The following is a 14,345-nucleotide window of genomic DNA, read 5'->3' on the forward strand; positions in this document are numbered from 1 at the left end:
GCGAATCAGTCGAACAAACGTGCCTGTGCAGTTTCGCCCCCACTCGCCCAGCGGTCGCGTGTGCGATCGATCACCAGATCGCCATCCCAGGTGCGGCACAGGCCGAACGCCGTGTCGCGATCGGCGTGGAGCCACGCGGCCCGGTCTGCGGCGCGCAGGATGACCGGCATGCGGTCATGCACATCGGCCATCGGCGCGGCGGCGTTAGAGCGTCCTGCGATAAATCTGTAGCACCGTGACGGAGCCGATTTTGGCCCAGTGCAAGGAGGGATGGCGCAGGAATATCGGGAATATTTCAAGCCATCTCGACGTAGCAATGGGCCAAAAGCGGCCCGCCCCGAAGGGGTTGCTCTGGAAAGCCCCGTGGCAGCGTTGCGTCGCTTGCACGGGGCAACCCGCCCGCGCTGCGCGCCGCGCCTCCCCACGAGGCTTTCCAGAGCAATCACGGTGCTACAGATTTATCGCAGGACGCTCTAACCATTACCATGGCATAGACATCGCCCCACACATCGGTCGGTCGCCACAGCCCGGCCACGGCAAAAGGTGCATCGCCTGGCAAACCATACCAGGTGCGGGTCATCTGCCCCGTGTTGCCTTCGGGTTCGGCCCAGGCGCTGACCGGGATCAGGCAGCGGCGCGCGGCAAAGCTCGCTTGCCAGAACGCGCCGTCCAGCTTGTCCTCGCGGGCATTGGTCACCGGCTTGGGCTTGAGCGGCTGCCCCTGGCGGCCCTTGCGCACCAGGGGAAAGCCCCAGGTCATCGCGCGCACCGTGCCGTCTGCCACCACCAGGCCGGGATAGCCGGGATAGACGTCGTCAGCCAGGTTGCCAACCGGCCCGGCGATCGCATCGAACAGTTGCGCGATCGCCGCCGTCCCCGCGTGTAGGCGATAGAGGTTGCACATGGCCTGTAAAGATCAGGTCAGCCCGCGCGCCACCAGCAATTCGCCGACTGCGCGGTGCGCCATGTCGATCGCCGCATTGGTATAGGCCTGCGCCGCCGAATCCGCATTGGCGATGGTGATCCGCCCCCACGGCTGCCGCCCGATCACGTGCGGGCGGTCGCGCTCAGGCAAGTCGGGATCGCCCAGCGTATCGTAAGTATAGGCATAGCCATGCGGCCAGCGATTGACCGTGATCGCCAGAATATCGCGATGATGGTCAAAACCATAAGGTCCCAGCATGGCCTGCAACTGGTCGCGCACCGCGCGCTCGCTGGCCTCCCACGGGGTGGCCAGCATGTCGGCGCGCCCGGCACGGTGCTGATCGCGGCGCGGCAGACCGGGGGCATTGGGATTGCGGATCATCTTGAGCACCACCGGATCATCGACGCCGGTCGGCCCGGCATAGTCGCCGATGGTAATCGCCGGATCGAGAAAGGCATAGCTGTGATACCCGAACGGCGCCTCGATCTGGCGCACCCCCGCGCGCTGCATCGCGCGCGCGTTGCGCAACAGCACGCTGGTATATTGCATCGGCACTTTGCTGGCATAGCGCAACGCCTGACGCTGCGGTTCGGGCAATTCGGGCGCGATGAACGGAATGATATTGTTGAAACAGGCCAGTACCACGCCCGCCGCGGTCACGCTGGCGCGGCTGCCATCGGGGCGGGCATAGACCACACGCACCGCCTTTTCGACCGATGTCGGCACGGTGCCATGCGCGGCATCGGTCAGATGTTCGACCCGCACGACGATGCTCGACAGGCGGATACGGGTGGAATTGGCGGGCAGGTCCAGCCGGGCATAATCGGCGCGTGCCGCCACCACGCTGTCCATGTCGTGCGCGCCGGGCAGCGCATCGGGCACCAGCCGGTTGACCAGCAGCCGCGCGATCGAGGCATTGCCGTCGGGAAAGTGGAAATTGGCGCTTTCCGCCTCGATCGTTTCGGCAATGTCCATCCCGGCAAAGCCCGGCGCGCGATAGCGCATGGCCGACCAGGCCGGGCAGGTATCGACGCGCATGTTGTTGCGATAGCCCTGCCCGGCAAAGAACCGCAGCGCCTCTTCGCCAAGGCCGACATGCTTCGTCAAAAAGTCCTGATAGCTGATCCGCTTGAGCGCCTGGGCCCGCGCTTGCGGGGTCAGGCCGGGCAGCCATTCGCGGTTTTCGGTATAGAGCCGCACAAGATCGGCGCGCGCGGTGGGCGACAGCGGCGCATCGGCAAAGAACGCGGGCCACGGGCGCTGGCGAAACCCCGGCACCAGCTTGTCCGCACCGAAATGCGCGTTGTCGAAAAAGACCCCTGCCCCCATTCCGGCAAACACCGTCGCCGACCGGTCATAGCGCGCCTGGGTGGTCGGATCGATGCCGAGTTCGGCCAGCAGCCCTTTGGCGATATAGCTATAGGGAAACGGCGTTTCGATGCTCATCGTCCCGCCGTAGGAAACGATCGTCTTGCCCTCGACGTGGAATTCGTTGCGCTTGGCATGGCCGCCGAAATCGTCGTGGTTGTCCAGCACCAGCACGCGTTGCCGATCGCCGAGCGCGCGGCGCCAGAAATGCGCCGCCGACAGCCCGGAAATCCCGCCGCCGACCACCACCAGATCATAGTGTTCGCCGGTATCGACCGCGCTGACCTGGCCGGAAAACTGTCCGTCGCGCACATCATGCGCCACTTCGAAACTGCCCGGATATTGCCCCCGCAACCCGCTGCGCATCGGGGGATAGACCGCCGGATCGGGTGTGCCACCCGGTGCCGCGCCGGTGCCTGCCGCCAACGCCGGTTCGGCACCGATCAGCCCCAAAATCGTGCCCGCACCCACCCCGCCGAGAAAGTCGCGCCGCGCAACATGGAAGGGGCTGTCGGTCTCGGTCGGTCTAGCCATGGTGTTTCCCGAAAAAGGGTTATGCGCGGGCGTTGACACAGTCCGGTCGCCCGGTGGACTGTGCGGCAGGCGCGCGCAACAATGCCTCAACCGGTGGGCCTTGCCCATCCCGAAGCGGTTGGCCTGGCCCGCCTTTTTTGCACGTTCGGACGATAGCCACGGGGAAACCGCGATGACCGATTACAGCGAAGCCGATCGCCGGCTGGGCATGGACATGCCAATCCAGCGGCGCGATTTCATCAACGGCGTGCTGGTCGGATCGGGCGCGCTGGCGGCAGGGCTGGCCGGCGGCTTTCCCGCGCAGGCAGCCCCGATCGAGGCCTATCCGCCCGCCCGCACGGGCCTGCGCGGCGCGCATCCGGGCGCGTTCGAGGCGGCCCATGCGCTGCGCGACGGCACGCTGAAGCCGGGCGATGCGGTCGATCAGGGCGAAGTCTACGATCTGGTCATCGTCGGCGGCGGCCTGTCGGGGCTGAGCGCAGCGCATTTCTATCAAAAGGCGTGGGGTGGTGCGCGCAAAGTACTGGTGCTGGACAACCACGACGATTTCGGCGGCCATGCCAAACGCAACGAATTCGTCGTCAACGGCAAACTGATCGTGTGCAACGGCGGCACGCTCGAAATCGAAAGTCCCGATCGATACAACGCCTGGGCGCGCAGCGTGCTCGACGACATCGGGCTCGATCTGGCGCGCTATCGCACCGCCAACACCGCCAATCGCAAGCTCTATGGCGATCTCGGGCTGGCCGCCGCGTTTGCCTTTGATCGCGAAACGTTCGGCAAGGCGACCGGCGGCAAGGACACTTTCGTGCGCCTGCCAAAGGGCCATTTCTATGGCTTTTCCTCCGAAGTGATCGACACCGCGCCGATCGGCGAGGCGGCGCGCGCCGCCTTGCGCAAGATCACCGCCAAGGATCTGCCCGACTATCTGCCCGGCCTGTCGGTCGAGGCCAAGAAGGATTGGCTGGCGCGTCACTCGTTCCGCGAATTCCTGATCGACAAGGCCGGGCTGAACGAAGAAGCCTACTGGTTTTTCCAGCACATGGGATGCGGCACGTTCTGCGTTGGTGCGGATGCCACGCCCGCGCTGTTCGGCTGGGTCCAGGGCTATCCCGGCTTTTCGGGGATGGGGCTGGGCGCCATTCCCGATGGCCTGTTCGCCGACCTGCCCGGCGGGCAGCACGGGCGACAAAAGGAAGGCACCGAGGATATCCATTTCCCCGATGGCAATGCCACGATCGCCCGCGCGCTGGTGGCAAAGCTGATCCCGGCGGCCACAGCGGCGCGCGCGATGGAGGATTTCGGCACCGCGCGGATCGATTACGACGCACTCGACCGGCCCGACAACCCGACCCGCATCCGCCTGTCGAGCATCGTCGTCCATGTCGAACATCAGGGCAATCCGGCCACCGCGCGCGAAGTCGCGGTGCGCTACATGCATGGCGATGTCTTGCGCCAAGTGCGCGGGCGGGCGGTGATCCTGGCCAACTGGAACATGATGATCCCCTATATGATGCCCGAACTGCCCGAGGCGCAGCGCGAGGCGCTGGCCTATGGCGTCAAGGGCCCGCTGGTCTATTCCAGCGTCGCGCTGACCAACTGGCGCGCGTTCAAAAACCTGGGCGTCGTGCGGTTCGATTGCCCGACGATGTTCCACAATGAAGTCGGCCTGACCGAGGCGGCGAGTCTGGGCGGACTGACCCATGCCGCCGGCCCCGACGAACCGGTGGTGGCGCATCTGGTCAAATATTGCACCAAACCCGGCCTGCCACGGCGCGACCAGCACCGTGCCGCGCGGCAGGATTTGCTGGAAACCACCTGGGAAACCTTTGAACGCGAAACCCGCGCGCAATTGCAGCGCCTGCTCGGCCCCGGCGGGTTCGACGCACGCCGCGACATTGCCGCGATCACCGTCAACCGCTGGCCGCACGGCTATGCCTATACCTACAACAGCATCTATGACCCGGTCGAATGGGTCTACAGCGAAACCCCGACGCGCCCGTGCGTGGTGGGCCGCCAGCCGTTCGGGCTGGTGTCGATCGCCAACAGCGATGCCGCCGCCAGCCCGCACACCGATGCCGCCATGCTCGAAGGCCATCGCGCGGTGCAGGAAGTGATCGAGCGCGAAACTTACCCGTTCGCCCCCAGGCGGGTGGGGTGATCAGGCGATATCCAGCCAGTCGCGCCAATCGGGCGGCGCGGCGGGCCAGGCCGCCACTACCGGCCCCAGCGCCTGCTGCAAGGGGCCCAGCCATGCGGCGAACCGCTGCCAATGGTCGAGGCCGTCGGTAAAGATCGGCTGACGCACCTGCTCGGCGCTGGCAGTACGCACCGCCCGGTCGTTCTGCCAGAACGCCAGACATCCTGGCTCGAACGGCAGATCGAGCGCGGTCAACAGTGTGCGTACGTGCGCCTCGGTATCGGCGACCAGCGCTTCATAGATCACGCGGTGCACCATGCCCGGTGCCACGGCATCGGCCTGCGCCATCATCGCGACATAATCGCGATAATGGCGCCCGATGTCCCCCAGGTCATAACTGAACGCCTGCCCGCGTGCAAAATGCTGTTTCCAAACCGAAAATCCGCAGGCCATGGGATGACGGCGCACATCGACGATCCGCGCGCGCGGCACGATCAGGCGGATCAGCGCAAGGTGCTGCCAATTGTTGGGCATCTTGTCGATGAACCGGGGCCGCCCGCTGCGCCGGTGCACCGCCGCGCGCGCCAGATAGTCCTCGCCCAGCGCGCGCCGTTCGTCGGGCGACAGCGCCGCCATCGCCGCTTCCGGAGTTTGCCCCGCCGCGCGGGCCCGCTGCGCCAGCCGGTCAGCCAGCATCATCATCGCGGGCAATTCGTGCGTGCCTTCGACCAGTGAATGGCTGCCAAGGATCTGTTCGACCAGCGTCGATCCGGCGCGGGGCAGCCCGACCACAAAGATCGCATCGTCGCCCAGCGTACCGCCGGTATCGGGCACCCCGGCGGACAACAGCCGCGCCTGCGCCGCCACCCGGGCATGCGCGGCATCGGCATCCCATGGCAATGTGGCCCGGCGCAAGCGGTTGCCCGTCTCATAGGCCGCAAATGCCGCCTCGTCGCGCCCGGCATCCTCCAGCGCCTTGCCCAGCGCGAACTGGAGATGAAACGCATCCTCGCCCTGCGCCCCGGGCAAGGCCGCGCGCATTGCGGCGATATCCTGCTCGCCCAGCCGCACCGTCTTGAGGTTCGCCAGGCTCCACCAGGCCTCGCCCAGCCCCGGTGCGGCGGCGATCGCGCCGCGAAACGCGCTCTGCGCGCGATCGCGCAGCCCCAGCGTCTTGGCCACATGGCCCAGATTGAGCCAGACCGGTGGCGGCGCGCCGCCGGTCGCAATCATCGCCTCATAGATCCGCCGGGCTTCGTCCTGTTCGCCCAGCTTCACCAGGATCGAGGCCCGCAACATCAGCAGCCCCGGCTCGTCCGGCGCGCGCGCCACCAGCACATCGGCATGATCGCGCGCCTCGATCAGCCGGTCGGCCTCGACCAGCATCCGGGTCAGGAACACCCGCGCCGCCTCGAACCCCGGCGCCAGCGCCACCGCACGCGCCACATGGGCAATCGCTTCATCGCCGCGCCCCCGCCGCCAGGCAAGCTCGCCCAGCAGCCGGATCGCGGCGGCATCGTCGGGCAGGGCATCGAGAAAACGCCGGATCAACGCCTCGCACCGGTCTGCCTGCCCGGCCACCATCGCGCGCGCTGCCGCCACCAGCAGGGGGTCGCGGCTGGCGGCGGCCACCGCGCCCGCATCGGCATGCCACGCCGCATGCTCGTCCCCGGTGGCGCGCAAGGCGCGGGCCAGCGCATGCCAGGCCACGGCCAGGCCCGGACGGGCGCGCGTGGCCAGCCGCAAGGGGGCAATCGCCGCCGCCGCGTCCCCTGCGGCAAGCAACGCCTGCCCCCATTCCGCCGCTGCCTGCGGGTCATCGGGGCGCGCCTGCGCCACCGGCGCGATCACCGCCAGCGCACCCGCCGCATCCCCAGCCAGCCGCAAGGCACAGGCCAGCACCAGGCGTGCGGGCGCATGGTCTGGGGCAGCAGCGACCACCGCGCGCGCCAGCAACGCCGCGCGCGCCGGATCGCCCGCCAGCGCAGCCTGCGCCGCGCCCAGTTGCGCGGCGACGGGCGGAGACAGGTGCGGTGGCGGCAGTTGGTCCATGGCATCGACCATGGCCCGACCGAGGTTGCAAATCCATGCCTTTGGAACGGCTTAAAAGGGCGCCCGTGCGGCTTGACTTGCCCTGTCCCGCGAAGATACTTTTTTTCCTGGAAAGACGGCGTTCGGGGGCAATCCCAGGCCGGTCCAGACGGTGACTTCAATCCATATTGCGACTTTGGCGGTCAGGCGCGGCGCACCCTTGCGCCTGGCGTTCCGGCGGCGTGCGCCAGATATCAGGGGGAAATCGACCATGCCACGTGCATCGCGTGCCTGTTGTTTGCGTCTGGCAACCCTGCTTGGCACGGCAACCATGCTGACCCCGATGGCGGCGCAGGCCGAAACCCCCGCGGTCGGTAACGAGACCCCGCCCGACCCGGCCACGGCGCTGGGCGAAATCGTGGTGACCGCCACGCGCAAGCAGGAAAGCGTGCAACGCGTGCCGATCAGCGTGCAGGCACTGACGATGGACAAACTCGACCAGCGCCAGGTGAGCGTGTTTTCCGACTATGTCGAAATGCTGCCCAGCGTCAGTTTCGACTCGCTGGGGCCGGGGCGCACCAATCTCTATTTTCGTGGCATCTCGGTCAACGCGGGGGGCCTGCCGACCGCCGCGACTTATATCGACGATGTGCCGATCACCTCGATCGGCGGCATGCCCGAAGTGCATGTCTATGACGTCGAACGCGTCGAGGCGCTGTCGGGCCCGCAAGGCACCCTGTTCGGATCGAGCTCGCTGGCGGGCACTTTGCGCATCATCACCCAGAAACCGAAACTCGACAAAGTCGAGGCCGGGATCGATGTGCAGGTCGACAAGTTTGGCGCGGGCGCGGCGGGCGCGGAAATCCAGGGCTATATCAACCTGCCGCTGGCGCAGCGCGTGGCCTTGCGCGTGATGGCGTTCTATGAACACGAAGGCGGTTATATCGACAACACGCCGGGCAGTTACACCTACACATTCGGCCAGTTCAATCCGAACAGCCCGACGTATAACGGCGGCACCTACAATCCGGCGATATCCTATACCCGCACCAACGCCAATGTGGTGCACAACAATTACAACCCGGTCACCAGTTGGGGCGGGCGCGCCAGCATTCTGGCGCAAGTGACCGACGACTGGTCGCTGACCCCGTCGATCACTTATCAGGACCAGCACAGCTATGGCGGGTTTGGCTATGACCCGCGCTTTTCCGGGCTGCAAGTCCACGACTACACGCCGACCAGCGACCACGACGAATGGTACCAGGCATCGCTGACGCTGCAGGGGCAGATCGCCGGTCTCGATGTGACCGGCGTGTTCGGCTATTTTCACCGCGACGTCCATGTCCTGCAGGATTACAGCTATTATTCGATCGATTACGACAAGAACGGTGGATCATACTACTATTTCCGCGACGCGCAGGGGGCCGTGCTCGATCCCACGCAATATGCCACATCGTCGACCGCCGGGCACAAGATCACCGAGGAATTGCGCGTGGCCACGCCCCGGTCATCGCGGTTGCAGATGACGGCGGGTGTGTTCAACCAGTTCCAGAAGGACACGGTCGAAGAAGATTTCGTGTTTCCGGGCTCCGCCAATGCCTATGCGGGCACCGATTACGACCCGTCGACGGGCATCTTTACGCCGCTCGATCCGGCGCCGGTGGTGCGCGGCAATTCGCTCTATTCCACCGATGAAGATCGCACCTACAAGGATTTCGGGATCTATGGCGAGGCGACGTATCCGATCCTCGACACGCTGAAGCTGACCGGCGGGATCCGCTATTTTTCCACCAGCAACAACACATATGGATTCAACGGCACGATCTATTCGGCCAATTGCACGTTCCCGCTGGTCGGCCATCTGAGCTGCATCGATGTCGACGAACCCTATCACCAGACCGGCGAAACCCACAAAGTCAGCCTGGCCTGGCAGGTCGTGCCCGACAAATTGCTCTATGCCACTTATTCAACCGGGTTCCGCCCCGGCGGGGGCAACAATCTGACCGGAAGCCAGCCGTACAAGGCCGATACGCTCGACAATTACGAACTGGGTGCAAAGCTGCGGTTCGGGCCCAATATCCGGTTCAACACCGCGATCTATTATGAAAAGTGGAAAGGGGTGCAATATTCGGTCATCGTCGCCAACACGTTCGGCAGCACCGCGACGATCAACGCCGGGGATGCGCGGGTCTATGGCATCGAAGGTGATTTCGACTGGAAACTGGGGCCGGTCACGCTGTCGGGATCGGGCGCCTATAACGATGCCAAGCTGTCGACCAATTTCTGCGACCTGGTCAGCCTGACCGATCTGGTTCCCAGCAGCACCTGTTCGGTGACGGCGGGCAATCTGGCCGCCGCCAGCGGCACGCGCCTGCCGCGCCAGCCCAAATTCAAGGGGCAGATGAGCGCACGCTATACTGTTCCGGTGGGCCGCTATGAAGGGTTCCTGCAAGGCGTGGTGCTGCACCAGTCGAGCAGCACGTCGGATCTCAACACCACCAACGACGCGCTCTATGGCGACCCTGCCGGCTTCACCAGTTTCGATTTCTCTGCAGGCGCCAAGCGTGATCTGTTCAGCGTCGAAGCGTTCATCCAGAACGCGTTCGACGAACGCGGCGTGCTGAGCCGCAACGCCTTCTGCGAAATCCAGACCTGTTACGAAGGCACCCGCAGCTATCCCATCAAGCCACGCTACTTCGGCATCCGGTTCAGCCAGAAATTCCAGTGAAAGCCATCGCGGCGCCGGTACCCCCCGATACCGACGCCGCGACCATCAACAGCACCTGCCTGTGCGCCCCACAGACACTTACGCCCCGCGCACCGCCGGTTGCTGTTGAGTCACGCAATGGATGTTGCCGCCGCCCAGCAGAATTTCGCGGGATGGCAGCATGACAATCTCATGCGTGGGAAACAAACCTGTCAGGATCGCCGCGGCCGTGGCATCGGTCGGCACGCCGAACGCGGGGGCAATCACCGCACCGTTGACGATCAGAAAATTGATATAGCTGGCCGCCAGCCGGTCGCCCGCCATCGACGACAGGCGGGGATTGGTGCGGTCGAGCCCGCTCGCTTCTTCGGCGGTCAGGAACATCGGGGTGGGCATCGGTATGCGTTCGACGCGGATCGGGCGCCCTTTGGCATCGCGCGCGCCCTGCAACCGCGCCTCCGCCTCGCGCGAGATCGCGTAATGCGGATCGGCAGGATCGTCGCACCATGACAACAGCACCACGCCCGGCGCGACAAAGCAGGCCAGATTGTCGATATGCCCGCCGGTGATATCGTCGGGCACGCCATCGTTCAGCCAGATCACGCATTGCGCGCCAAGATGGTCGCACAAGATCGCCTCGGCATCGGCCCGCGTCAGGCCGGGATTGCGGTTGGGGTTCAGCACGCAGGCCTCGGTGGTCAGCACGGTGCCTTCGCCATCGACATGGATTGCCCCGCCTTCGGTCACCAGCGGCGCGCGAAAGTGCCGCGCACGTTCCAGATCGCACATCTTGGCGGCCACCACGTCATCGGCATCCCACGGGAAATAGAGCCCGTCGGACAGCCCGCCCCAGCCGTTGAAATGCCAGTCGACACCGCCCAGATGCCCGGCCTCGTCGATCACGAAGGTCGCCCCGGTGTCGCGCAACCAGGCATCGTTGGTCGACATTTCGACCACGCGCACCGCGGGATCAAGCTGGCGCACGGCGTTTTCCCATTGCCGCGCCGACACCAGCATCGTCACCGGTTCGAACCGGGCGATCGTGTTGGCCAGACGCGCAAAGGCCGCCTGCGCGGGCTTTGCCCCCAATCGCCAGGTGTCGGGCCGTTCGGGCCAGGCCATCCAGCAACCGGCCTGGCGATGCCATTCGGCAGGCATGCGAAACCCCGCGGCGCGCGGGGTTTGCGTCGGCGCGATCAGCGTTTGTGCGGCCATGTTCATGCTCCGCCGGCATGGCGGTGGACGCCGTCAAACGTCATCAACGGACCATAGAGATCGGGACGCCGGTCGCGGAACGTGCCCCAAAAGGCACGATGCCCGGCAATCGCGTCGAGATCGAATGTCGCGGTCAGCGCGCCTGCGCTGTCGCGCCCGGCATCGCACAGCTTGTCACCGGTCTGATCGGCAATGAACGAATGGCCGAAAAAGGTCATTTCGGTCCCCTCCTGACCCGTTTCCGTGCCGATCCGGTTTGAGGCCACCAGCGGCATGACATTGGCGCCTGCCTGCCCCTGCATGGTGCGCTGCCAATGACCCGAACAGTCGAGTTCGGGCAGGCTCGGTTCGCTGCCGATCGCGGTTGGAAACAGCAGCACTTCGGCCCCCAACAGCGCCATCGCGCGGTGCGTTTCGGGAAACCACTGGTCCCAGCAGATGCCCACGCCGATCACCGCATGCGCGGTGCGCCACACGCGAAACCCGGTATCGCCGGGCGAGAAATAGAACTTTTCCGAATAGCCGGGCGAATCCGGGATGTGCGATTTGCGGTACGTGCCCAGCAGCGCCCCGTCGGCATCGATGATCGCCACGGTGTTGAAGAAATTCTGCCCGGCGCGTTCAAACACCGAAATCGGCAGCACCACCCCCAGTTCGCGCGCCACACCCTGAAAATGGCGCACCGCCAGGTTGTCCGCGATCGGCGTCGCCAGATCGAGGAACCGCCCCAGCCGATCCTGACAGAAATAGGGCGTTTCAAACAGTTCGGGCAACAGGATGATCTGCGCGCCGGCGGCAGCCGCCTCGCGCACCAGCGCTTCGGCGGCCGCGATATTGGCAGCACGATCCCACGAACAGGCCATTTGCGTGGCCGCCAGCGTTACGCTGCGCATTGCACCATTCTCCCACTCCACAGCGCCTGCATCAGCAGGGCATAGACAACACTCGCGACCAGCGGCCCGATCAGGCACGACAGATCGGTTCCCCCGGCCAGCACGGCGATCGGCCCGGTCCACAGCTTTCCCACGATCGCCAGCAGCGCGGCGGTGGTCCCGGCCAGTTGCGCCACCACCCCCGCAGGGTTGACGCCGTGCCAGTACCAATAGGCGCCGGTGGCGGTTTCATTGCCCAGCGCGGCGCCGTCATAGCGGTTGCGCCGCAGCACGAGATCGGTGGCATAAATCGCCATGCCCGGCGCCAGCACGGCCACCGACAGCGCCAGAAAATCCTGCAGCGCGGTCAGGAAATCACTGACGAACAAGGCATAGACGGTGCCCGAAAACGCCAGCAGGCCGTCGGCCAGCACGGTGAGCGACCGGCGCAGCCGCACGCCTGCCGCCTGCAGCGAAATCCCCGAACTGTACGCGGTCATGATATTGTTGGTGATCGAACTCAGCGCGATGAACACCAGGAACACCGGCACCAGCCAGTGTGGCAGCAGCGTGGTCAGCCCCGCCTGTGGATCGGTCATGTCGGCCGCCGTGGCCGCCAGCGCCCCCAGCATGGCCAGCAGCACGGCGGGCACGAACCCGCCCAGCGCGGTCCACAGTGCCACCGCACCGATCGACACATCGGCCGGCAGATAGCGCGCAAAATCCGCCGATGACGTCCACGACAGCGGGTTCGACGCGATCACGGCAGAGGCCGTAATCACCGCGCCCAGCCCGGCCCAGCCGGTCAGCCGGTGCACCGGATGCCAGGCCCAATTGACATGCGGCACGATTGCCGTCGCCAGCACCACCATGCACAGCGCCAGCACCGCGGTGAACGGCTGTGCACAGCGTACCATCGTGGCATGGCCATAGATGCTGACCGTCAGCGTCAGCGCGGCGGTGATCACCACCACCGCCAGCCGCAGCGCAATCGACGGCGTGATCCCCGCCCACACCAGCAACTGGTCGGTCGCCAGCGACCCCACCGACAAGTTGATCGCGCCATAGCCGACGCACACTCCCCAGCCCGACAGTATGACATTGACCCGATTGGCACGCGGCCCGAACAGCGCGCGCATCACCACATAGCTGGGTCGGCCCGATGCGGGCCCGCTTGCCGCGATCAGTCCGACGGCAAACCACCACAGATTGCCAAGCACGATCGCCAGCGCCGCCTGCGCCAGCGTCAGCCCCAGTCCGACCGCCACCGCGCCGAGCACGACATAGAGATAGGTCACGTTCGAAGACGCCCACAGCATCAGCAGTTCGCGCGGGGCGCCATGGCGTTCGTCATCGGGAATCCAGTCGATCCCGCGCACTTCAACGTGCCCGAAACGGTCCCCGCCGCGTGGCTGGTCTGTGGTCGGATCATGCGCGGCAGCGGCGACGGACATGGGCGAGTCGATTTCCGAAAAAAGCATTGTTGACCGGGTGGACAACAATGCCCTTACGCTCTATTGGCCAAATGATCAATTGCCTTTTTGAGCGGGAGTGACCATACTTTGGCGACAATGATCAATCCCAACCGCAAACGCCTGAAGCCTGACGAGCGCCGCGCCGACATGCTGGCCAAGGCCTGCGAGGTCCTGCTCGAAGACGGCATCGGCGCGCTGACCTTGCGCCATCTGGCCGCGCGGCTGGGTGTCGTGCCGGGGCTGGTGAACCACTACTTCCCTGAAATCGAGGCCCTGGCCGCCGAAGCCTTTGCCGCGATTGCCGAAAGCGAAGTCACCGCGCTGTTCGACGCCGCGCTGGCCGAGCCCACGCCCACGGCGCAGATCACCCGGCTGATTGTCGACTTGCTCGAACCGCATCGGCGCGGGGTCAGCCTGCTGTGGCTAGACGCCTGGCAAGCCAGCCGCAACCGCGCGCAATTGCGTGGCGCGGTGATCACCGCGATGGACCTGTGGCAAGACCGCCTGAGCACGCTGATCGCGAACGGCGGTTTTGCCACCCCCGATCCAGCGGCGTCGGCTACCCGCATCCTGGCGCTGATCGACGGATTGAGCATCCAGGCGGTGATCGACGAACCCGACGCGCCGGGGCACGCCATTTTGCGCGGCATGGTGATCACCGGTGTCGAACGCGAACTGGGCATCGCGCTCGGCCTGGTGTAAGCGCGCGCATGGCCAAAGCTGATCGTCTTGAACGTCTCGACACTCGCCGCATCGATCTGGAAGCGGATTATACCGCCGCGCTGATCGAGGCGCTGCGCGCCACGGCGGCGGGTCGCTGGGGCCTGTTCGACCACAAACCCGACCGCGTTGCGCGCGCCGCCGTGGCCCCGGTGATCGCCAACCTGACCGATCTGGGCGAAGCCATTGATGACGCGCGCGATCAGCTCGGCATGGAACCGTTCGCACTGCACCAGGAATTTCTCGCCGCGCGCGGCCCGGTCAGCCCACAGGCGGTCGGCGAACCCAAGCAGGCGCAGGCCTGGTTGGCGCGGCTGACACCATAAAGAAAGCCCCGGAACCGCAAGGCGGCTCCGGG

At 65.8% G+C, this 14,345-nt stretch carries 11 protein-coding genes; 4 read left to right on the forward strand and 7 right to left on the reverse strand.

The features are described 5' to 3' along the window. Window positions 1–5: 5 nt before the first annotated feature. The 3 genes from AQZ49_RS14705 to AQZ49_RS14715 form a co-directional block, all read right to left on the reverse strand. Complete coding sequence (locus AQZ49_RS14705) at window positions 6–191, reverse strand: SOS response-associated peptidase family protein (protein ID WP_067616996.1); 186 nt, start codon at window positions 189–191, stop codon at window positions 6–8. Window positions 192–442: 251 nt separating this feature from the next. Further along, a complete protein-coding gene (locus AQZ49_RS14710; RefSeq protein WP_067616999.1) occupies window positions 443–904 on the reverse strand; it encodes an SOS response-associated peptidase family protein in 462 nt (153 codons plus the stop codon). 12 nt (window positions 905–916) lie between these two features. After that, window positions 917–2,827 (reverse strand): NAD(P)-binding protein, encoded by a 1,911-nt coding sequence (locus AQZ49_RS14715; protein WP_067617002.1) that lies wholly within the window; start codon window positions 2,825–2,827, stop codon window positions 917–919. A gap of 172 nt (window positions 2,828–2,999) precedes the next feature. On the opposite strand from AQZ49_RS14715, the gene AQZ49_RS14720 reads away from it, so the two are divergent. Further along, window positions 3,000–4,988, forward strand: a complete 1,989-nt coding sequence (locus AQZ49_RS14720) for an NAD(P)/FAD-dependent oxidoreductase (RefSeq protein WP_067617202.1) — start codon at window positions 3,000–3,002, stop codon at window positions 4,986–4,988. Here AQZ49_RS14720 and AQZ49_RS14725 read toward each other — a convergent pair whose 3' ends face one another. Beyond that, a complete protein-coding gene (locus AQZ49_RS14725; protein ID WP_156428328.1) occupies window positions 4,989–7,019 on the reverse strand; it encodes a tetratricopeptide repeat-containing sulfotransferase family protein in 2,031 nt (676 codons plus the stop codon). It abuts the gene before it with no gap. Between the two features lie 250 nt (window positions 7,020–7,269). On the opposite strand from AQZ49_RS14725, the gene AQZ49_RS14730 reads away from it, so the two are divergent. After that, entirely contained in the window at window positions 7,270–9,726 is a 2,457-nt protein-coding gene (locus tag AQZ49_RS14730; RefSeq protein WP_082701814.1) for a TonB-dependent receptor, read from the forward strand. A gap of 78 nt (window positions 9,727–9,804) precedes the next feature. On the opposite strand, the gene aguA is transcribed toward AQZ49_RS14730, so the two are convergent. The 3 genes from aguA to AQZ49_RS14745 are packed head-to-tail and all read right to left on the reverse strand — an operon-like array spanning window position 9,805 to window position 13,246. Then, the gene (aguA, locus tag AQZ49_RS14735) at window positions 9,805–10,920 is read right to left on the reverse strand and encodes an agmatine deiminase (protein WP_197411060.1); all 1,116 of its coding nucleotides are present in this window, start codon (window positions 10,918–10,920) and stop codon (window positions 9,805–9,807) included. 2 nt (window positions 10,921–10,922) lie between these two features. Next, window positions 10,923–11,813, reverse strand: coding sequence for an N-carbamoylputrescine amidase (gene aguB / locus AQZ49_RS14740; RefSeq protein WP_067617006.1), 891 nt, complete (start codon window positions 11,811–11,813; stop codon window positions 10,923–10,925). Next, entirely contained in the window at window positions 11,801–13,246 is a 1,446-nt protein-coding gene (locus AQZ49_RS14745; protein ID WP_197411061.1) for a purine-cytosine permease family protein, read from the reverse strand. Before AQZ49_RS14745 ends, aguB begins: the two co-directional genes overlap by 13 nt. A 117-nt stretch (window positions 13,247–13,363) precedes the next feature. Here AQZ49_RS14745 and AQZ49_RS14750 point away from each other — a divergent pair, with 117 nt between their 5' ends. Both AQZ49_RS14750 and AQZ49_RS14755 read left to right on the forward strand, forming a co-directional pair. Then, window positions 13,364–13,969: a TetR/AcrR family transcriptional regulator gene (locus AQZ49_RS14750; protein ID WP_067617010.1), complete on the forward strand. Its 606-nt coding sequence runs from the start codon at window positions 13,364–13,366 to the stop codon at window positions 13,967–13,969. 8 nt (window positions 13,970–13,977) lie between these two features. After that, a complete protein-coding gene (locus AQZ49_RS14755; RefSeq protein WP_067617013.1) occupies window positions 13,978–14,313 on the forward strand; it encodes a hypothetical protein in 336 nt (111 codons plus the stop codon). The last annotated feature ends 32 nt before the right edge of the window (window positions 14,314–14,345 follow it).

This window comes from Novosphingobium sp. FSW06-99, from assembly GCF_001519065.1.
GTDB lineage: Bacteria > Pseudomonadota > Alphaproteobacteria > Sphingomonadales > Sphingomonadaceae > Novosphingobium.

Bases quoted from the DNA above. Each gene is read 5' to 3' on its own strand.
- AQZ49_RS14720 (WP_067617202.1), top strand. From the start codon at position 3,000: ATGACCGATTACAGCGAAGCCGATCGCCGGCTGGGCATGGACATGCCA.
- AQZ49_RS14705 (WP_067616996.1), bottom strand. From the start codon at position 191: ATGGCCGATGTGCATGACCGCATGCCGGTCATCCTGCGCGCCGCAGAC.
- AQZ49_RS14755 (WP_067617013.1), top strand. From the start codon at position 13,978: ATGGCCAAAGCTGATCGTCTTGAACGTCTCGACACTCGCCGCATCGAT.
- AQZ49_RS14745 (WP_197411061.1), bottom strand. From the start codon at position 13,246: ATGTCCGTCGCCGCTGCCGCGCATGATCCGACCACAGACCAGCCACGC.
- aguA (WP_197411060.1), bottom strand. From the start codon at position 10,920: ATGGCCGCACAAACGCTGATCGCGCCGACGCAAACCCCGCGCGCCGCG.
- AQZ49_RS14710 (WP_067616999.1), bottom strand. From the start codon at position 904: ATGTGCAACCTCTATCGCCTACACGCGGGGACGGCGGCGATCGCGCAA.
- AQZ49_RS14750 (WP_067617010.1), top strand. From the start codon at position 13,364: ATGATCAATCCCAACCGCAAACGCCTGAAGCCTGACGAGCGCCGCGCC.
- AQZ49_RS14725 (WP_156428328.1), bottom strand. From the start codon at position 7,019: ATGGACCAACTGCCGCCACCGCACCTGTCTCCGCCCGTCGCCGCGCAA.
- aguB (WP_067617006.1), bottom strand. From the start codon at position 11,813: ATGCGCAGCGTAACGCTGGCGGCCACGCAAATGGCCTGTTCGTGGGAT.
- AQZ49_RS14730 (WP_082701814.1), top strand. From the start codon at position 7,270: ATGCCACGTGCATCGCGTGCCTGTTGTTTGCGTCTGGCAACCCTGCTT.
- AQZ49_RS14715 (WP_067617002.1), bottom strand. From the start codon at position 2,827: ATGGCTAGACCGACCGAGACCGACAGCCCCTTCCATGTTGCGCGGCGC.